We start from the raw sequence: 19,729 nt of genomic DNA on the forward strand, positions 1-19,729 counted from the left end.
CCTCCCGTCACCGCGGCGTCGGTCCCTCGGCGGGGCGCGCCGGCCGACGCGCCTCAGCGCCGGGCGGCGGCGAGGGTGCGGTCGAGCACGGCGCCGGCGACCGCCGGCGCGGCCTGCGGGGAGAAGTGCGAGCCGTCGGGCCGGGCGAGGGTCGTCACCTCCGGCACCGGGACCTCGGTGCGGGTACGGGGGACGGACGTCGTCGCAGCGGACCCACCGGGGCCCCCGGCCGCCGCACCGCCCGCTCCGACGACCGGCAGGCGGTCGTCGCAGGGCACGGCGTCGTCGCGGCAGTAGAGGTCGTCGGCGGAGACGACGTGGATGCGGGTGTCCCTCGCGGCGGCCTGCACGACGAGATCGTTCCACTGACGCCGGAGTTCGTCCTCGTACCAGAGGCGATGCAGGAACGGGTGACAGGCGCCCGGGGCGCAGCGGGAGGCGAGGCCGACCCCGGGGCGGTCGGTGAGGACGACGACGAGGGCGGCGCCCCCGGCGGTGAGGCGAGCGGAGTCGGCGAGGAACGAGGCGCGCTGGGCTGCCCAGAACTCGGGCGTCCCCGCCCGCAGGACCCGGCCGTCGTCACCGAGGCGGTCGGCGAGTTCGTACCGCGACCACCACAACACGATGCTCGGGTGGTAGGCCGCGACCGCGGTGTCCTGCGCCTGCCGCACCGCCTCGGTGCAGGCCCCGTCGGCGAGCGGCACGTCGTGCTCACCGAGCGCGGGGACCGTGAGCGCCGGGCAGCCGCCGCGGGCGGCGCCGACGACGGTGGCCCCGCGGGCGGTTCCCGCGTCGGCGAAGGCCGGGGTGAGACGACGAGCGACGCTGTCGCCGACGACGAGCACCGTCGGGCTCTCGGCCGCGGCGGCGGGCAGGGAGGCCGAGAGAGGGTTGAGCCGACTCGGGGCCGTGCCTCCGAGGAACGTCGAGACGACGAGGACGCTCGCGAGGGATCCGGCGGCGACCGGCAGCAGGCGCAGCGGGGCGACGCGGGTGAGGGCGCCGGTGCGCAGGGGCAGTTCGAGCACGTGATAGCTCACCGAGGCGAGGGTGATCGTGCCGGTGACGACGAGGGCGGACCGCAGCGGGTCGAAGGGACCGTCGCCCGGCAGCAGCCACACCACGAGCGGCCAGTGCCACAGGTAGATCCCGTAGGAGATCCGTCCCAGGTACGCGAGCGGCGGCAGGCCGAGGGTCCGCGCGACGACGTGGCCGTTGCCACCCGCCGTCGCCGCGGCGACGAGCACGGCGCAGGCGCACGCGAACGCGACCGCGCCCCCGGCGAAGTACGCGGGGGAGGGGCCGCCGAGCGTCGCGACGCCGAGCCCGATGCCGAGGAGCCCCGCCGCCATCAGGCCGACGTGGTGGCGCACGACGACGCGCTGGATGCGGGCCTGCGTCATGAGTGCGGCGGCGACGGCGCCGATGAGGGGCTGGAAGATCCTCGTGTCGGTGCCCATGTAGGCGCGTTCGGGGGACCCCGGCTCGTACAGCCACCACAGCCACGTGGCCGACGCGGCGGCGAGGACGAGTGCGGTGATCCCCCCGGCGAGGACGACTGCCCGACGACGACGACGTTCGGTCTCGATGCGGGAGGCGGAGTCGCGCACCACGGCGCGAGGGGCGTGGGCGCGAGCAGGGCTCCGGCGGGTGGCGCGTCGCCAGGCCAGCGCGCCGACCAGGCCGAGCAGGATCGGCCAGACGAGGTAGAACTGCTCTTCGACGGCGAGCGACCACACGTGCAGCAGCGGGGATCGGGTGCCGTCGTCGTCGAAGTACCCGGCGGAGGCGATGAACCGCCAGTTGCCCACGTAGAGCAGCGACCACAACGCGTCGGCGCCGATCGCGGGGCGCCGGAACGGCGGCGCGAGCGTCAGGCCCCAGACCACGACCGCGAGGACGACGACGAGAGCTGCGGGCATGAGGCGCAGCGCCCGGCGGGCCCAGAAGCGACCGAGGTCGATCCGTCCGGTGGCCGACAGCTCACGCAGCAGCAGCGTGGTGATGAGGAAGCCCGAGAGGACGAAGAAGACGTCGACGCCGAGGTAGCCGCCCTCGAGTCCCGGGACGGCGAGGTGGAACGCGACGACGAGGACGACGGCGATCGTCCGGAGGCCGTCGAGGGAGTCCACGCGCGCGGTGGACCGTGCGCTCACGCCGCGCCCTCGACGAGTGCTCCCACTCGAGCCATCAGTTCGCTCCTGCCCGGTCCGTGTCCTGCGTCGGGCCGTCGGCGGGACGCCCCGAGACCCAGGACGGTCACGAGGACGTCGAGGCGCGGGTGCGTGGTGTGCCCGAGGGAAGGCCCATCGGGGGACTCATCGTCCGAGGCGGGGTCGATCTGAGCGATGTGCCTGTGCTCGTGTGGGGTTCGCTGTGCGCTCGGGGGATTCGGACGACGGCGGGCTCGGGGTCGCGACGCGACACGGCCCCGGCATCTCGCGATGTCGGGGCCGTGGGCGGAGAGCGGTCATGCGGGCCGGGCGGACCGTCGTCCCGTCCGGACGGCCCGTCGGGACACGGGCCGAAGGACGGGGACGGCGGGGCCCGGGTCGGTCAGGTGCGGTCGGCCGTGTAGCCGCGGGCGAACTCCACGAGGGTGCCGACGCCGAAACCCGTGGCGCCCTTGCCCGTGTATCCCCACGGACCGCCCTCGTTGAACGAGGGCCCGGCGATGTCGATGTGGCCCCACGGCTGCGTCCGACCGGACTCGTCGTCGCCGGTCGGGGAGGCGAACTCGCGCAGGAACGCGGCGGCGGCGAGGGTGCCCGCGGTGCCGGTCTCGCCGATGTTCTTGAGGTCGGCCACGGTGCTGTCGATGTGGCCGCGGATCTCCTCGGCGATCGGCAGCGGCCACACCGACTCCCCGCCGTCGGCGGCGGCCTGGGTGAGCGCGCCCTGCAGGGCGTCGTCGTTGGCGAGGACGGCGGCGGTGCGCTTGCCGAGCGCGACGATCTGCGCGCCGGTGAGGGTGGCGATGTCGATGATGGCGTCGGGCTTCGCCTCGGCGGCGAACGCGATGCCGTCACCGAGGACGAGGCGGCCCTCCGCGTCGGTGTTGAGCACCTCGACGGTGAGCCCGCCGCGCTGGGTGATGACGTCGCCGGGGCGGGTGGCGGTGCCGCTCGGCATGTTCTCGGCGAGGCACAGGTATCCGGTGACGGCGACGGGCAGGCCGAGCTCGGCGACCGCGAGGACCGCGGCGGCGACCGCGGCGGCGCCGCCCATGTCGGACTTCATCGTCATCATCGACGCCGGGGGCTTGAGCGACAGGCCGCCCGAGTCGAACGTGATGCCCTTGCCCACGTAGGCGAGGGAGGCGGCGGCGCGGCGGGGCGCGTACGTCATCGTGACGAGACGCGGAGGACGGGCCGAGCCCTGCCCGACCGAGATCAGCCCGCCGAATCCGCCGGCGCGGAGGGCCTTCTCGTCCATGACCTCGACCTTGACGCCCTTGCCGGCCATCTTCTGGACGAGCTCGGCGAACGACTGCGGGTACAGCTCGTTGGGGGCGGTGTTGACGAGGTCCCGGGCCCAGCACTGGTGACGCGCGACGACCTCCGCCTCGGCGACGGCGCGCGCGAGGTCGTCGGTGGAGAGCTTGCCGCCGTCGGCGGCGCGGGTCTTCCTGCCGGTGACGACGGTGGCGGACGCGAGGGGGGCCGTGGCCGCGGCGCGTGCCTTCTCACCGCGGTGCTCATCGAAGCGGTAGGCCCCGAGGACGAGGCCCGAGGCGATCGCGGCGGCGTACTCCGGCGCGCCCACGGGGAGGACGACGGCGGCGGACTCCCGGCCACCGAGGGTGCGGGCCGCGGCGCCGGCCGCGCGGCGGACGGACTCCCGGGTCGGCTGCTCGCCCGAGGGCACCCTGCCGACGCCGGTGACGACGACGAGGGGGGCGTCGATCTTGGGCACCGAGGTGAGCGTGCGGACCTCGTCGGCCTTGCCGTTCGCCTGCAGGGCGGTGAGCGCCTCCTCGATGTGCGAGACCGCGGCGCCCGGCAGGGCGTCGGCGACGAGCAGGCGCGGGGCACCGCCCTTCGTCGCGGCGGGGGCGGCGAACACGACGAGCGCGTCGGCCCGGGTCGACTCGGGTGCGGTGGTGGCGAAGGCGAGCTTCACGTGGTCCTCCTGGGATCGGGTTCGACCGGCGGATGCCGGGCGCAGCGTGTCGACACGGCCGGGGCGCGGGGGGTCCGCGGGTCGCTCGTGGCGTGATGGACCTCGGCCGGGGTGCGCGTCCCCCTCGGCCTCCACCCTTCGAGGTGGGCGGGAGGGGAGGGGACGGGTTCGTGCCAACACCGAGAATAGCGAGGGGCTCGCCGTCTACGGTGGCCGTATGACGAAGACCGACCTCCTCACCTCACCGCTGCACTCCCGCCACACCGCGCTGGGTGCCAAGATGGCCGACTTCGGCGGGTGGCTCATGCCGATCGAGTACCCCGGCGGTGGCGTGCTCAAGGAACACGAGGCGGTGCGCGAGCGCGTCGGCATCTTCGACGTGTCCCACCTCGGCAAGGCCGTGGTGCGGGGGCCGGGCGCGGTCGACTTCTGCAACGCCTGCTTCACCAACGACCTGCGCAAGGTCAGCCCGCCCAAGGCGCAGTACACGATGTGCTGCGACGAGGCCACCGGGGGCGTCGTCGACGACCTCATCCAGTACTACAAGAGCGACGAGGAGGTCTTCCTCATCCCCAACGCCGCGAACACGACAGAGGTCGTGCGGCGCATGCGGGAGAAGCTCCCCGAGGGCCTCGAGCTGGAGAACCAGCACCACGACTACGCGGTCATCGCCGTCCAGGGTCCGCGGTCGGACGAGGTGCTCGAGACCCTCGGCCTTCCCACGGGCCACGAATACATGAGCTTCGACTCGACGGAGTGGAACGGCAAGCCGCTCACCGTGTGCCGCACCGGCTACACGGGCGAGAAGGGGTACGAACTCGTGCCGCGGTGGGAGGACGCCGAGGCGCTGTGGGACGCCCTCGTCGAGGCGATGAAGCCCTTCGACGGGTTGCCGTGCGGGCTGGGTGCGCGGGACACGCTGCGCACCGAGATGGGATACGCCCTCCACGGGCACGAGCTGTCGATGGACATCACCCCCAACATGGCCCGCGCCGGATGGGCCGTCGGCTGGAAGAAGGACGCGTTCTGGGGCAAGGAGGTCCTCGAGGCGCAGCGCGCGGAGAAGTCCTGCCGCCTCTCCTGGGGTCTGCTGGTCGAGGGCCGTGGCATCCCCCGCGCGGGGTGCCTCGTCAAGGACGCGGCCGGTGTCGAGATCGGGGTCGTCACCTCGGGCACGATGTCGCCGACCCTGCGCAAGGGCATCGCCTTGGCGCTCCTCGACCGTGGCGTCGCCGAGGGCGACACGGTGACGATCGACGTCCGCGGTCGCGACGTGGCCGCCGTCATCGCCAAGCCCCCGTTCGTCGAGGCCGGGGTGCACGACTGACGCTCCTCGGACCGTCGCCGTGCGGTGACGTCGCACCCGGGTGTGTCGTCGCACGTCGGGGCCCCACGAGGACGCCGGTCGCGGGTGTCGCTTGGGTAGGGTGACGATCGCGCCGCGCGGTTCATCCCGCCGGTGCATCGTGACCACGTGACGAAGGAACCTCGATGCCCCAGCGCCGTCCCCTCATCGCCGTGACCCTCCTGCCCCTCCTCGCCCTCGCGGCCTGCGGCGCCCCGACCGACGGTGGGGGAGCGCAGCCGGGAAGTCCCGCCGGTCCGGGGACGAGCGTGTCCTCGCCGCCCGCCGAGTGCCACAAGAGCCGGTTGGACGTCACCCACCCGGGCAGGCTCACGATCGGCACCGACAAGCCGGCCTACGAGCCGTGGTTCGTCGGTGACGACCCGAGCACCGGCAAGGGGTACGAGTCGGCCGTCGCCTACGCGATCGCCGACCAGCTGGGCTTCGAGAAGAGCGAGGTCACCTGGGTCGACGTGCCCTTCAACACGGCCATCTCCCCCGGCCCCAAGGACTTCGATCTCGACCTCAACCAGATCTCCATCAGTGACGAGCGGCGCAAGGCCGTCGACTTCTCCACCGGCTACTACACGGTGCGGCAGGCGGTCGTCACCTACAAGGGGTCCCCGATCGAGGGCAGGACGACCGTGCGCGACCTCGCCGACGCCCGGCTGGGCGCGCAGGTCGGCACGACGTCCTACACCGCGATCACCTCCCAGATCGAGCCGACGACGGCGCCGAACGCCTACGACACGAACGACCTCGCCGTGCAGGCCCTCAAGAACCACCAGATCGACGGGCTCGTCGTCGACCTGCCCACCGCGTTCTTCATGACCGGCGCGCAGCTCGAGGACGGTGTGATCGTCGGGCAGCTGCCGCAGTCCGGTGGGCGGCCCGAGCAGTTCGGTGCCGTGCTCGACAAGGGGTCCTCGCTCACCGCGTGCATCTCGCAGGCGGTGGATGCGCTGCGGGAGGAGGGCACGCTCGCCGACCTCGAGCAGACGTGGCTCAAGGACCAGGGCGCGCCGGAACTGCAGTGACGTCGGATCCGACCCCGGCCCCCGGTCTCGCGGTGGGCCTCGGCCCCGGCACGGGGCGGACAGCGGCAGGGTCGGCCTGGTCGCCCTCCGAGCACGAACGCCGGCGCGCGAGGTACCGCCGTTCCCGTGCGGTGAGGTCGGCGGCGATCTCGGCCGCGAGCACGATCACCGTCGCGGTCGTCCTGCTCGTCGTCCTCACGTCCTCACCCGGGTGGCCGCGGGTGCGGTGGACCTACTTCGACCTCGACAAGGCGATCGCCTCGTTCCCGGCCGTGCTCGCCGGATTGTGGCTCAACGTGCGGATCATGGCGGTGTGCGGGGTCGTGATCTTCGTGCTCGGTCTCGCGATCGCCGTGATGCGCACCCTGCGAGGCGCCGTCACCTACCCCCTGCGGCTCGCCGGGACGATCTACGTCGACCTCTTCCGCGGGCTGCCCCTCATCCTCGTGCTCCTGCTCCTCGGGTACGGCGCCCCGGCCCTCCGGCTCCAGGGCCTTCCGACGAGCGTCCTGTTCTGGGGGTGCGTCGCGCTCGTCCTCAGTTACTCGGCGTACGTCGCCGAGGTGTTCCGGGCGGGGATCGAGTCGGTCCATCCGTCCCAGCGCGCCGCGGCCCGGTCCCTCGGCCTCACCTACGGGCAGACCCTGCGCCACGTCGTCATCCCGCAGGCGATCCGCAGGGTGCAACCCCCGCTGCTCAACGACCTCGTCTCCCTGCAGAAGGACTCCGGGCTCATCTCGATCCTCGGTGTCGTCGATGCCGTCCGGGCGGCGCAGATCGAGACGGCCACCGACTTCAACTACACCCCCTACGTCGTCGCCGGGCTGTTGTTCATCGCCCTCACCGTGCCGATGGCGCGGTTCACCGACTGGGTCGCCCGTCGCCAGGGCTACCAGGGTGCGGGTGGTCACCTGTGAGCGCGGCGCCCCCGGCGGGCCCGCCGCGCCCCCCGACGACAGGCGAACCGCTGCTCTCGCTGCGGGGGGTTCGCAAGTCGTTCCCCGGGCCGCGGCGCGGTGAGCGGCACGTCGTGCTCCGCGAGATCGACCTCGACGTCGAGGCCGGGCAGTGCGTCGTCCTCATCGGCAGCTCGGGCTCGGGAAAGTCGACGCTGCTGCGGTGCCTCAACCTCCTCGAGGTCGTCGACGACGGGATCATCCGGCTCGAGGGGCGTGAGATCACCGATCCCCGGGTGGATGCGGACGACATCCGGTCGAGCATCGGCATCGTGTTCCAGAGCTACAACCTGTTCCCGCATCTCAGCGTCCTCGAGAACGTCACGCTCGCCCCCGTGCGCGTCCACGGTCGTCGGCGGGCCGAGGCGCGGGAGGCTGCCCTCGGGATGCTCACCCGCGTCGGGCTCGCCGAGAAGGCGCACGCGCGGCCCGACGACCTCTCCGGCGGGCAGCAACAACGGGTCGCGATCGCGCGGGCCCTCGTCAACCGGCCGAGGCTGCTGCTGCTCGACGAGGTGACCTCCGCGCTCGACCCGGAACTCGTCGGTGAGGTGCTCGATCTCCTGCGGTCGCTCGCCGAGGAGGGGATGACGATGATCCTCAACACGCACGAGATGGGGTTCGCCCGGCAGGTGGCCGACGTCGTCGCCCATCTGCACGACGGCGTCATCGCCGAGATCGGACCTCCGTCACAGGTCATCGACGCCCCCCGCTCCGAGGCCACCCGGCGCTTCCTCTCCCGCCTGCACGCCTGAGGACCTCCGGGGTCGGGCTGGTCCACCCGCCGTGGACCCCGCGACTCAGACCGCCGGCATCGGCACGGACAGGGCCAGGGCGGCGACGCAGAGCCCCGCGGCGAAGGAGATCTCGACGACGGCGCCGAGCACGTCCCCGGTGATGCCGCCGAAGCGGCGGACGCAGCGTCGCGTGGTCGCCGTGCCGGACAGCGTCGCGGTGAGGACGACGAGGGGGGCGGCCCACCAGGCGCCGCCGACGGCCGCGAGCGCGGTCGATCCGACGATGGCGAGGGCACCGAGCGCCGTCGCGGCGGCCCAGAGGGGGACGCTGCCCGCGACGGTGGCTCCGAGGCCGCCGGGTCTCGCCGCGGGCGTGCCGGGTGTGCACACGAGGGCGAGGACCTGCCGGGAGGCACAGAGGGCCACGACCCCGAGGACGACGGCGGCCGCCGGGCCCGCCGGGGCGAGGACGAAGAGCGACGCACTCGCGGCGATCTGGAGGAACAGCACGAGAGCGATGGCGGCCGCGCCGCTCGGGCCGACGTCGCCGGTCTTCATCACGGCGAGCGCACGGTCGCGGTCATAGCTCGCCGAGAGGCCGTCGGCGGTGTCGGCGAGTCCGTCGAGGTGCATGGCCCGGGTCGCCAGTGTGGTGCCGGCGATCGCCACGGCGGCGAACACGGAGGGCAGGAGGCCGATCAGCCCGGCGACGAGGGCGAAGCTCGCCCACACGGCGGCGACGGGGAGGGCGGCGAGGGGCGCGAGGAGCATCGCGTGACCGGCGATGCGTCGGTCGATCCGGGAGGGCGGTGTGATGGGGACGGCCGTGAGCGTCCCGACCGACATGCGCCACCCGTCGACGAACGTCGAGGCGCCACGGCGGTTCTCGGCCGTCATCGGCCGGACCTCGTTGCGAGGAAGGGCGCGATGCCCGGGGATCCCGAGAGGTCGATGACCCGTCCCGCGACGACGAGGAGGACCTCGTCGGCCACGGCGGCGACCGCGGCGTTGAGCCGGCCCAACTCGTCGCGGAACAGGCGCCCGGAGGCGGTGGCGGGCACGACCCCCAGCCCCACCTCGTTGCTGACGAGGACGACGTCACAAGAAGACTCGTCGAGCGAGGCCAGGAGTGCGTCGCGCGCGTCGGCGAGGACGGCGCGCGCCAGCAGCCGGTCCTCCCACGCCTGCGCGTCGTCGACGAGGCGAGTGAGCCAGGTGCCGAGGCAGTCGACGAGGATCGGGTGGCCTGCGGTGCGGAGCACGCCGGCGACGTCACCGGTCTCGAGCGTGGTCCACGACGGACCTCGCCGGGCCTGGTGGGCGTCGACACGCTCGGCCCACTCCCTGTCGGCGGCATCGTCCGGATCGGTGCGTCGGGGGACCGGGCCCGGCGCCACGTAACGCGCGGGTCGACCGGCGAACAGGCCCTCGGCGAGCACGCTCTTGCCGCTACGGACCCCGCCGAGGACGAGGGTGATCACCGCGGCCCACCCGCCCCGGCCGCACGCCGGGGACGGGTCCGACCCGGAGCGTCGGGGGGCTGTGCGAGCGCGACCCCGCGCCTCACTGCCGCGGGCCGCGGCGGCGACGCATCATGAAGATCATCGCGGCCAGCGCGATCGCGCCGACGCCCGTGATGAGCCACCACATCGAGCTCGCGGCGCTCGTGTCCTGGCTGACGCTCCGCTCGACGTCGGCGGGGTCGGACGTGCTCTTGAGCTCCCCGGGTGTCGGCGACGCGGAGGGGCTCGTGGCGTCGGCCGGCGCGACGGCGACGACCTGGCCGTGGAGTGGTGCGGCCGTCCCGCCGAGGGTGGCGGCCTGCGCCGGTGAGGTGAAAACGGCGGCGGAGAGGGCGCACACGGCGAGGGCGGGGGCCAGTCGTCTGCGGGAGGACGGACGGTGGGTCATGGAGGGTGACACCCCTTTCGCACGCGGGGGCGGGAGGGCCGTGCGCGTGCCTCGACGAACCTGGACGGCGAACCCGGGCGGGAGCTGCGGCCCACCGCGTCGCGGCACGCGCTGCGGGAGTGTTCCCGGCGACGGCTGGGATCCGCTCGGCTTCGTCGGTGTCTGCACCGTGTCACTGCGAACGGGCCTGCGCAACCGGGCGCGCCGCGCCTGACACACTGACCCCCGTGAATCCCGCACCACGCGCGCTCGGTCTCGCCCTCGGCCACGCCGCCGACCTCGCGTGGGGGGATCCCCGGCGAGGGCACCCTGTCGCGCTGTTCGGCCGCGTGGCGCAGTCCGCGCGGGACCACTGGCAGCCCGCCCCCTCCTCGCGCTGGGCGCGTCCCGTGGGAGCGGTCTACGCCGGGACGCTCGTCGGCGGATGCGTGGGCCTCGGGGTCCTCACCGACCGATTCGCCCGCCGTCGCGCCCTCGCGGAGACCGCCGCCGTGGCGCTCGCGACGTGGGCGGTGCTCGGCGGCACGAGCCTCGCCGCGGAGGGCGACACGATGGGTCGGCTGCTCACCGAGGCCGAGGCGGGCGACGGGGGAGGGGATCTCACGGCCGCCCGGGCCCGGCTGTCCCACCTGTGCAGCCGCGACGCCACCGATCTCACGGCCCCCGAACTCGCGCGGGCCGCCGTGGAGTCCCTCGCCGAGAACACCTCCGACGCCGTCACGGCCCCGCTGTTCTGGGGGGCGCTGGCGGGCGTGCCCGGCCTTCTCGGATACCGCGCGGCGAACACCCTCGACGCGATGGTCGGCTACCGCACCCCGGAACTCCGCGAGTTCGGCTGGGCCGCCGCGCGTCTCGACGACCTCCTCAACCTCGCCCCCGCCCGGCTGGCCGCAGTCCTCACGTGTCTGCTCGCCCCGGCGGTGGGGGGGACGCCGGCGCAGGCGGTGCGCGCGTGGCGTCGCGACGCCGCGGCCCACCCGAGCCCGAACGCGGGCCCGGTCGAGGCCACCGCCGCCGGGGCGCTGGGCGTGCGTCTCGGTGGCGCGAACACCTACGCGGGCGAGAGCGAGAACCGGGGAACGCTCGGGGACGGCCCCCCGCCGGGGGTCGCGGACCTGCCTCGGGCCGTACGTCTCTCACGGGTGGTCTCGGCCGGTTCGCTCGTCGCGTCCGTCGCCCTCGCCGCGGCCCTCGACGCCGCCCGATCCACGAACGAGCGAGCGGAGTCCTCATGACCGGCCTGCTTCTCGCGGGCACGACGTCGGACGCGGGCAAGAGCCTGCTCACCGCCGGCCTCTGCCGCTGGCTCGTGCGCCGAGGCGTCCGTGTCGCCCCCTTCAAGAGCCAGAACATGTCGAACAACTCGATGGTCTGCCCCGACGGTGCCGAGATCGGGCGGGCGCAGTGGGTGCAGGCCGTCGCCGCCCACGCCGTCCCGGAGGCGGCGATGAACCCCGTCCTGCTCAAGCCCGGGTCGGACCGCCGGAGCCATGTCGTCCTCCTCGGCCGCCCGCACGGAGAGCTCGGCACCGGCGAATGGGCGACGGGTCGCCGAGAACTCGCCGCCGCCGCCTTCGCCGCCTACGACGACCTGGCCTCCCGCTACGACGTCGTCGTCGCGGAGGGTGCGGGCAGCGCCGCCGAGGTCAACCTCCGGGGCGGCGACTACGTGAACTTCGGTCTCGCCAGGGCGAAGGGTCTGCCGGTCGTCGTCGTCGGTGACATCGACCGGGGTGGCGTGCTCGCCGCGATGTACGGGACGTGGGCGCTCGTCGACGAGGGGGACCGGGCCCACCTCGCCGGATGGATCGTCAACAAGTTCCGAGGTGACGTCGACCTGCTCCGCCCGGGCCTCGACGTCATCACCGACCGCACCGGGCTGCCCGTGTTCGGGGTCGTGCCGTGGCTCGAAGGGGCGTGGCTGGACGGCGAGGACGCCCTCGCCCTCGGTGGCTGGTCCCGTGCGGTCGACACCCATCCCGCGGCCGGCGGCTCACTGCGGGTCGCCGTCGTCGGCTTCCCCCGCCTCTCCAACGCGACGGACGTCGACGCGCTCGCCGCCGAGCCCGGCGTCGACGTCACGGTGACGGCGGATCCCGACGTCGTCGCCGGCGCCGACCTCGTGGTCCTGCCGGGCAGTCGCGCCACCCTCGGGGACCTGCGATGGCTGCGTGAGCGCGGACTCGCCGAGGCCGTGGTCGCCCGGGCACGCCGGGGAGCCCCGGTGCTCGGGATCTGCGGGGGCTACCAGATGCTCGCCCAACGGCTCCACGACCCGGACGGCGTCGAGGCGTCCGGTGACGAGCGCGACGGCACCGGCCTCGGACTCCTGCCGACACGAGTCGATTTCGGCGGCGAGAAGGTCCTCGGCACCCCGACGGGGGAGTGGCGCGGGCACGAGGTCCGCGCCTACGAGATCCACCACGGGGTCGCGACCCTCGCGCGCGAGGGCGACGTCGGCGCCGAGGGGGCGGCCGTCGAGGCGGGCTCGCCGTTCCTGGACGGCTGGCGGTGCGGTGCGACGTTCGGGACGACGTGGCACGGCGCGTTCGAGAACGACGGCTTCCGGCGGGCGTTCCTCAGCGAGGTCGCCGCCCTCAGCGGCAGCACGTTCGCGGTCGCGACCACCGCGCCGGGTTTCGCCGCGCGTCGCGAGGCGATGATCGAGCGTCTCGGGGACGCGGTCGAGGAGCACCTCGACACCGGGGCCCTCCTGCGGCTCATGGGCCTCTGACCTCCCCGGCGGCCGTTCTCCCGTGCCCGCCGTCGCCCGATCCCCGCTGCGTCCTCCGCCCGCACGCCGACGGCCCGCGGCCCGCACCGATGGTCGGTGCGGGCCGCGGTCGATGCGCGCCGGAGACGGTCCGGCCGCAGGGACTCCGCCGCGAGGACGGGCGGCGGCAGGACTCGTGCGGTGCACGCTCCCGAGGGGGAGAGTCCCGGGGACCGACCCCGCTCAGACGCCGAACTCCGCGTTGCGGATGTCGGCGACGGCCTCCTCGGTGCCCTGGTACTGCAGGTCGGCGACCTCGCCGCGGCCGAACGCGAAGAGCACGAGTTCGCTCGGACGGCCTTCGAGGACGACGGTGCCCTTCTTCGTGGGGCCCTTGACCGAGTGGCGCCCGTGGTCGGCGGACAGGAGCACGACGCCCACGGGGGAGCGGCGGAAGATGAGCTGGCCCGCCTGCTTGAGGCGGGTCCACAGCGCGGCCTGGACGTCGTCGTCGATCGTGCGGGCCTTGTCGGGGGTCCAGTCCGGCGCCGCACGAAGCACGTCCTCGTGGTGGACGAAGAACTCGGCGAGGTTGATGGCGTCGTCGACGGCGGGGACGCGAGTGGGGTTCCAGCCGGGCGGCCCCTCGCGGACCATGTCGACGAGCGCAGGCCACTCCTGCGCGGCGTAGGAGTCCTGTACCCGCTGGGTGTGCTCGGCGAGGGCGGGCATGAGGACCCCGGGCAGGGCGTCGGGGCGGCGCTCCCGCACGACGAGGTGGGCCGCGAGATCCCTCGTGTGCCAGGGGGAGCACAGCGTCGGGGCGTCCGGGCCGACGTCGGCGAGGGTGGAGGCGAGCGCCTCACGTTCCAGTTGGGCGAGTCCGGTCATGAGGTCATCATCACAGTCGCGTCCTGGTGCCGCGACCTCTGACACCCCGTCCCTCGCGAGGCCGAGACGGCCACCCGTGACTCCGCGGGGCGGGCGGGGGTGTCCGTCTCGGGAGGGGCCGACGCCTCAGGGGCGCGCGGAGCTCCGCGGGTCGGTGAGCGACTGGAAGCCCTGGCGATCGAGCTTCTGCGCGGCCTGGGCGGCGCGACGGCGCTCGGCGGTGGTGGCTCCGCGTCCGCCCGGCTCCTCGATGCCGCGTTCGAGCGTGCCGCGCGAGTCGACGATCGCATTCCGGACGAGCCCGGCCGTGCCGTCGGTGAACGCCCGGAAGTTGGGTTCGAACGAGAACACCGTCACGCGCCCCCGGCCGACCTGCTCGTCGACGAGCGCCGCGCTCCCGGCGATCTCCTCGATGCCCTTGGCGTACCCCGAGACCGCCCACTGTGGGGAGTCCTTCGCCGGGTAGGACAGGACGACCTCGCCGCGGACCGGCGTCATCACGGGGTCGGCGGAGTACATGCTCCACACGTCCCCGCCGGAGCCGCGGGTGAGCGGACCGTTGCGCGGGGCGGTGGCCCGCACGAGCGCTCCCGGCACCTCGTTCTCGGCGTTCTTCAACAGGGCGGAGCTGAGCCCGGCGAGGGCCGCGTACTGGGTGCCGCCCTTCCAGGTGACGAGGCGACCGCCGCCCGCGACCCACTGCGCGATCGCGGAGTTTCGGTCGGTGCCGAGCGCCGCGTTCAGCGCCTTGCCGTCGATGTCGGGGACGAGGAGGACGTCGAGCCGGGCGAGGGTGCTCGCGGAGATCTGGTCGGCGGTGAACGTCGTGGCGGGGATGTGCCAGTCGGAGGAGAGGCGCCACCGCAGCCAACCGGTGCTCTGGTCGGGGTTGTACGGGCTGGAGGACTGCGTGAGGATCCCGACGCTCGGAAGGCCGGCGGGCAGTGGCGCGTTCGGCACCTTCGCGGGGCCGACCGGCGCGGTCCGCATGCGCGGGAGCGTGCCGGTGGATCCGCCGGCGACATCCTGCAGCAGGGGCATGCTCCACCCCGAGAGGTCGTAGAAGTACGGGAACGGCACGTAGGTGTCCGCGCCGAGCATCGTCTGGATCCAGTGCTTCTGCCCCTGGGCCATCGGGATCCAGTAGCTGCCGGTGGGGATCACCGTGGGCGTGGCGGGCCTGCCGTAGGCGGTGTAGTCGGGCACGTGCACGGGCGCGAGGAGGCGGCGTACCTCGACGTCGTCCTGCTGGAGCCGGGAGACGAGCGTCGCCACCTCGCGCCGGCGACCCGGGTCGTCGGCGCGGATGAAGTAGCCGCACACCCTGGTGTCCGGCACGTGGAACGTCAGTTCGTTGCCGGGGTTCTCGACGTGATTGGGCTGCAGCGCACACGCGGCGCCCTGCGCGGCCGCGTCGACGAACTGCTGGTGGTACTCGGTGTTGATGCGTTGCCGGGCTCGCGCGGAGGCCCGCAACGCGGCCAATCCGGCGGTGACGTGCTTGTCGACCTGGTCGGCGAACGGCGCGGCCTGCCCCACCTCGTGGGTCATGCCGGCGGCGCCGAAGCGCATGATCGGGAACGTGTCCCCGTAGCCGGGGTAGAACAGGTCGAAGCCCGCCTCCCAGGTCTCGAAGGCATACCCCTTCGCCCGGAAGGCGTCGGCGGAGGCCTTCCCGGCGATGCCGTCGATCCAGCCCAGCGGCTGCGAGGCGACCTCGTGGTGGATCGGGTCGGAGTTGGGCGGGAAGAAGTAGCCCTTGCCACCCATGCCGTGCTGGTCGATGAAGACCTGCGGAGGGAACCGCCTCATCAACGCGAGCTTGGCCCGGGTCTCGGGTTGGGTGCGGGCGAACCAGTCGCGGTTCAGGTCGAACGCCGCGGCGTTGACGCGGGTGTTCGCCGCCCGGCCGTCGGGGTTCTGGGTGGGCACGACGACCACGAGCGCGTTGTCGAGGATGTCGCGGACGCCGCAGTCGGTGCGGTCGGCGAGTTCGTGCAGGGCCCGCATCTGGGCGTCGGCCGCGGCGGGCTCGTTGCCGTGGACGTTGCCGGTGAGCCGGAGGACGACCGGCATCCGGCGGGAGATCGCCGCTGCGGTCCGGGCGGGGGTGGCGGGGTCGCGGAGGGCCTCGATGTCGGCGTGGAGTCTGCCCGACCGGGCCGCCTGGAGCACCGCGGGCCTGCCCACGAGGGCGTACCTCAGCGGGGTCCCGAGCGACGTCCGGCCGAACGTCGCGACCGTGACCTCGGTGCTCGCGCGATCGACCTGGTTCATGTAGCGGAACACCTGATCGACCGTGGCCTTGCGGCTGCCGAGCTCGAAGCCCAGGGAAGCCGAGGGGGTCGGCACCGTACCGCGGAAGACGGGGGTGTCCTCGCAGGAGGACGTGGTCGCGGCGGGCGAGGGGGAGGGCGCCCCCGACACGGCGGCGGGCCCCGTGGGTGAGGGGGCGGGGGTGGGCGCGGCGGAGGCGGCGGCCGGGGCGGTGAGGAGCGAGGCGGCGACGGCGGCCCCGCCGAGGACCGCGGGGACGAGAAGGGGCCTACGGATCATGGGGACTCCTGATCGAGATCGGGCACCTGATCGGTGTCATGGGGGAATGGCACATCCCCCATGAATTCGGATGCTCGAGAAGAAGACTCGTCGTGTTCGCCGAATCGCCGGGGTCGGTCTCGTGAGGTCGGACGACGCGGGTTCGGGATCGGGGGTGACGACGGGCAGAATGACGGGCGTGATGAAGAGCCCCCTGCCCCCGGCCCTCGCGTCCCGCCTCAAGCGTGACGATGCCGGCCTGGTCGCGGCCGTGATCCAGCAGTACGACACCGGCGAGGTGCTCATGCTCGGGTGGATGGACGACGAGGCCCTGCACCGCACCCTCACCAGTGGTCGGGTGACGTTCTGGTCCCGCAGCCGCGGGGAGTACTGGCGCAAGGGCGACACCTCGGGGCACCGGCAGCACGTCCACTCGGTCGCGATCGACTGCGACGGCGACGCCCTGCTCGTCCGGGTCGACCAGGAGGGCGCGGCCTGCCACACCGGCGAGCGCACCTGCTTCTTCACCGACCTCGACGCCGTCCCCGCCGGAGGTGCCGCATGACCGTCGAGCCGACCACCGAGACCCCCGAGACCACCGAGACCGACGTCCGTCCCCGCACGTCGCGGCCCGACGAGGCGGCGCTGGGGGCGACGTGGCCCGATCTGCCCACCTTCCTCGACCTCGCGGCGTCGCGTCGCATCGTCCCGGTAGTGCGTCGTCTGCTCGCCGACGCCGAGACCCCCGTCGGGGTCTACCGCAAGCTGGCGAAGGACCGTGCCGGTTCGTTCCTCCTCGAGTCCGCGGAGCACGGCGGCGTATGGTCGCGGTACTCGATTGTCGGGGCGGCGAGCGCGGCGACCCTCACCGAGCGTGGTGGGGAGGCGACGTGGCTCGGCACCCCGCCCGTGGGCGTCCCCATCGGCGGCGATCCGCTCCTGGCCCTCCGCGACACCCTCGACCTGCTCGCGACCGACCCCCTGCCCGGCCTGCCGCCGCTCACCGGCGGCCTCGTCGGGATGATCGGGTACGACGCGGTGCGGCGGTGGGAGCGGGTGCCCGACGAGAACCCCGACGACCTGCGGCTCCCCGAGCTCGCGATGATGCTCACGACCGATCTCGCGGTCCTCGACCACAGCGATGCCTCGGTGCTGCTCGTCGCCAACGCGATCAACACCGACGGCCGACCCGAACGCGCCGAACTCGCCTACGCCGACGCCGTCGCCCGGCTCGACCGCATGACCGAGGATCTGCGCGCGCCCGCGCCCAGCACGGTCGCGACGATGGACCGGCCCACACCGGACCCGTCGTCGTCGATGACCGAGGAGGAGTACCTGGGGATCGTCGAGGCCGGCAAGGAGGCGATCCGCGCGGGCGAGGTGTTCCAGGTCGTCCTGTCGCAACGGTTCGACCTGCCGTGCCCGGCCGACGCCTTCGACGTCTACCGCGTGCTGCGGGTGTCCAACCCGAGCCCGTACATGTACCTGCTGCGCCTGCAGCGCGCCGACGGCACGCCCTTCGACGTCGTCGGCAGCAGTCCCGAGGCCCTCGTCAAGGTCACCGGTCGGCACGTCATCACCCACCCCATCGCCGGATCGCGCCCTCGGGGCGGCTCCCCGGAGCAGGACCGCGCCCTCGAGGCGGAGTTGCGGGCCGACGAGAAGGAGTGCGCCGAGCACGTCATGCTCGTCGACCTGTCGCGCAACGACCTCCAGCGGGTGTGCGAGGTGGGCAGCGTCGAGGTCGTCGAGTTCATGGACGTGCGCCGCTACAGCCACATCATGCATCTGGAGTCGACCGTCGTCGGCGACCTCGAGGAGGGCCGCACCGCCTACGACGCGCTCGCGGCGACCTTCCCGGCCGGCACGCTGTCGGGCGCGCCCAAACCGCGGGCGCTCGCCCTCATCGACGAGCTCGAGACCACGCGCCGGGGGGTGTACGGCGGCGTCGTCGGCTACCTCGACGTGCACGGCGACCTCGACATGGCGATCGCGATCCGCACCGCCGTCGTGAGCGACGGACGCGCGTACGTCCAGGCGGGCGCCGGTATCGTCGCCGACTCCCGACCCGAGGCGGAACTCGCCGAGACCCGGCACAAGGCCGCCGCGGTCCTCCGGGCCGTCGCCGCCGCCGCGACGTTGGGCACGCCATGAGCGGCGCCGGTCCGCATTGCGAGCCCCTCGAGCCCGAGGATCGGCTCGACGGTACCGCTGCGGGCGACGCCGGGTCCGTCGCGCCCGGTCGGCGGAGCGGGCGCGGGACGCCGGGCTGGACCCGGGGGCGGGTCGTCGCGCTGACGATGCTCGGGGCGGCGGTCGTCCTGGCCGCGAGCCTGCCCCCGTGGGTGAACGCGCGGGTCGCGGACGCCGCGGGCACGACGACCCTCACCGCGTCGGGCTCCCGGAGCAGTTCGACGGTGATGCCGGTGGCCCTCGCGGCGGCGGCGGGGGCGTTCGCGCTCACCCTCGTGGACGGATGGATGCGGCGGGTCGTCGCGCTCGTCGTGTCGGCCTGCGGGGTGGGGATCCTCCTCGGGTGCGCCGCGGTGCTCGTCGATCCGGCTGCGGCACTCCGGGCACCGGGCGTCGTGCCCGTGTCGGCCACGACGACCCTCGCGCCGTGGTTCGCCGTGCTCGCGGCGCTCGTCGTCGTCCTCGGGGGCCTTCTCGCGCTGATCCGCGGCGAGGCCTGGCCGCTGCGCCCGGCCAGGCGCACCGGTGAGGCGGCCTGGGGCACGGGCGGCGCCGCCGCGTCGCGGGGCCCGGCACGCAGTGACTGGGACGCCCTGAGCGAGGGTGACGACCCCACCTGAGACGGGTCCGTCCGCAGGGTGACGGGCGCGACATGCGATCAACGAAGAGCGCACCTGCGCCCAACCGCCCGCCCCGGCCTGTCACAATGTGGGCGAGAGAGATCGGCGCATCCACCCACCCACGGGCGGTGCGCACGGCGAGATGTCGCCGGGCCGCGCGTCCGGCGGCCGTTCTGCACCGCCGCAGTTGGTAACGACAGACGACCCCGAGGAGCACACACGCATGGCCACCGAGTCGCACGGAAGCAGCCCCGCCGCCTGGACGGGGGTGGGCATCATCCTCCTGGCCAGCGCGCTCATCTGCCTGGGCATCATCGTCGCCAACCCGTGGATGTGGGGTGCCGGCGTGGCCGGCATCGTCATCGGCGTCGCCGCCTGGGTGGGTCTGCAGCGCGCCGGGTACGGCGAGCACTCCCCGCGTGCCGACAAGCCGGCCGAGGAGACCGCGACGTCCGCGGGCGACGAGAACGACCCCGGCCGCAAGCGTGGCCCGGCCGACGGCCACGCCGACCGCGCGGCGGGTGACGGCGGCGCCACCTCGGCGGGAGCCACCTCCCACTGACACGCCCACGCGCCCATCGGCGCCCACGAGACGGGGCGGACCCACGGCGGGTCCGCCCCGTCTCGTGTCTGCGGCCTCCCGGCCACCGGACCGGCCAGGGGATGCGC

General features: G+C 73.9%; 17 protein-coding genes. 10 read left to right on the top strand and 7 right to left on the bottom strand.

Annotated elements, in window-relative coordinates; all coding sequences use genetic code 11:
* Positions 1-53: 53 nt before the first annotated feature.
* Positions 54-2,156 (bottom strand): acyltransferase family protein, encoded by a 2,103-nt coding sequence (locus RT054_RS06605; protein ID WP_313022683.1) that lies wholly within the window; start codon positions 2,154-2,156, stop codon positions 54-56.
* Between the two features lie 400 nt (positions 2,157-2,556).
* Positions 2,557-4,122, bottom strand: coding sequence for a leucyl aminopeptidase (locus RT054_RS06610; protein ID WP_313022685.1), 1,566 nt, complete (start codon positions 4,120-4,122; stop codon positions 2,557-2,559).
* A 217-nt stretch (positions 4,123-4,339) separates the two neighbouring features.
* Between RT054_RS06610 and gcvT the strand changes: the two genes are divergently transcribed.
* The 4 genes from gcvT to RT054_RS06630 all read left to right on the top strand — a co-directional run bounded on the left by gcvT (position 4,340) and on the right by RT054_RS06630 (position 8,215).
* A complete protein-coding gene (gene gcvT, locus RT054_RS06615; protein ID WP_313022686.1) occupies positions 4,340-5,449 on the top strand; it encodes a glycine cleavage system aminomethyltransferase GcvT in 1,110 nt (369 codons plus the stop codon).
* A gap of 164 nt (positions 5,450-5,613) precedes the next feature.
* The gene (locus RT054_RS06620; protein WP_313022687.1) at positions 5,614-6,504 is read left to right on the top strand and encodes an ABC transporter substrate-binding protein; all 891 of its coding nucleotides are present in this window, start codon (positions 5,614-5,616) and stop codon (positions 6,502-6,504) included.
* A gap of 32 nt (positions 6,505-6,536) precedes the next feature.
* Complete coding sequence (locus RT054_RS06625) at positions 6,537-7,421, top strand: amino acid ABC transporter permease (protein WP_396837234.1); 885 nt, start codon at positions 6,537-6,539, stop codon at positions 7,419-7,421.
* On the top strand, positions 7,418-8,215 hold the full coding sequence (locus RT054_RS06630) for an amino acid ABC transporter ATP-binding protein (RefSeq protein WP_396837224.1): 798 nt from the start codon (positions 7,418-7,420) through the stop codon (positions 8,213-8,215). The genes RT054_RS06625 and RT054_RS06630 overlap by 4 nt, the downstream gene beginning before the upstream one ends.
* A gap of 45 nt (positions 8,216-8,260) precedes the next feature.
* On the opposite strand, the gene RT054_RS06635 is transcribed toward RT054_RS06630, so the two are convergent.
* The 3 genes from RT054_RS06635 to RT054_RS06645 all read right to left on the bottom strand — a co-directional run bounded on the left by RT054_RS06635 (position 8,261) and on the right by RT054_RS06645 (position 10,108).
* A complete protein-coding gene (locus tag RT054_RS06635; protein ID WP_313022689.1) occupies positions 8,261-9,094 on the bottom strand; it encodes an adenosylcobinamide-GDP ribazoletransferase in 834 nt (277 codons plus the stop codon).
* Positions 9,091-9,678, bottom strand: coding sequence for a bifunctional adenosylcobinamide kinase/adenosylcobinamide-phosphate guanylyltransferase (locus RT054_RS06640; protein WP_312721508.1), 588 nt, complete (start codon positions 9,676-9,678; stop codon positions 9,091-9,093). The genes RT054_RS06635 and RT054_RS06640 overlap by 4 nt, the downstream gene beginning before the upstream one ends.
* 82 nt (positions 9,679-9,760) lie before the next feature.
* Positions 9,761-10,108 carry a hypothetical protein gene (locus RT054_RS06645; protein ID WP_313022690.1) on the bottom strand — a complete coding sequence of 116 codons (348 nt, stop codon included), beginning with the start codon at positions 10,106-10,108 and terminating at the stop codon, positions 9,761-9,763.
* Positions 10,109-10,335: 227 nt separating this feature from the next.
* On the opposite strand from RT054_RS06645, the gene RT054_RS06650 reads away from it, so the two are divergent.
* A complete protein-coding gene (locus RT054_RS06650; protein WP_313022691.1) occupies positions 10,336-11,343 on the top strand; it encodes a cobalamin biosynthesis protein in 1,008 nt (335 codons plus the stop codon).
* Entirely contained in the window at positions 11,340-12,842 is a 1,503-nt protein-coding gene (locus RT054_RS06655) for a cobyric acid synthase (RefSeq protein WP_312721513.1), read from the top strand. Before RT054_RS06650 ends, RT054_RS06655 begins: the two co-directional genes overlap by 4 nt.
* Before the next feature lie 222 nt (positions 12,843-13,064).
* Here the strand turns inward: RT054_RS06655 and RT054_RS06660 are convergent, their stop codons facing one another.
* Complete coding sequence (locus tag RT054_RS06660; RefSeq protein ID WP_312721514.1) at positions 13,065-13,712, bottom strand: TIGR03085 family metal-binding protein; 648 nt, start codon at positions 13,710-13,712, stop codon at positions 13,065-13,067.
* Between the two features lie 126 nt (positions 13,713-13,838).
* Positions 13,839-16,268 carry a M14 family zinc carboxypeptidase gene (locus tag RT054_RS06665; RefSeq protein WP_313022692.1) on the bottom strand — a complete coding sequence of 810 codons (2,430 nt, stop codon included), beginning with the start codon at positions 16,266-16,268 and terminating at the stop codon, positions 13,839-13,841.
* 181 nt (positions 16,269-16,449) lie between these two features.
* Between RT054_RS06665 and hisI the strand changes: the two genes are divergently transcribed.
* The 4 genes from hisI (at position 16,450) to RT054_RS06685 (ending at position 19,622) form a co-directional block, all read left to right on the top strand.
* Positions 16,450-16,812, top strand: a complete 363-nt coding sequence (gene hisI, locus RT054_RS06670; RefSeq protein ID WP_313022773.1) for a phosphoribosyl-AMP cyclohydrolase — start codon at positions 16,450-16,452, stop codon at positions 16,810-16,812.
* Positions 16,809-18,401 carry an anthranilate synthase component I gene (locus RT054_RS06675; RefSeq protein ID WP_313022694.1) on the top strand — a complete coding sequence of 531 codons (1,593 nt, stop codon included), beginning with the start codon at positions 16,809-16,811 and terminating at the stop codon, positions 18,399-18,401. Before hisI ends, RT054_RS06675 begins: the two co-directional genes overlap by 4 nt.
* The gene (locus RT054_RS06680) at positions 18,398-19,060 is read left to right on the top strand and encodes a Trp biosynthesis-associated membrane protein (RefSeq protein ID WP_313022695.1); all 663 of its coding nucleotides are present in this window, start codon (positions 18,398-18,400) and stop codon (positions 19,058-19,060) included. The genes RT054_RS06675 and RT054_RS06680 overlap by 4 nt, the downstream gene beginning before the upstream one ends.
* Before the next feature lie 223 nt (positions 19,061-19,283).
* Positions 19,284-19,622: an HGxxPAAW family protein gene (locus RT054_RS06685; protein WP_313022697.1), complete on the top strand. Its 339-nt coding sequence runs from the start codon at positions 19,284-19,286 to the stop codon at positions 19,620-19,622.
* Positions 19,623-19,729: the final 107 nt, after the last annotated feature.

The sequence above is a fragment of the Mobilicoccus sp. genome (assembly GCF_032060985.1).
Lineage (GTDB): Bacteria > Actinomycetota > Actinomycetes > Actinomycetales > Dermatophilaceae > Mobilicoccus.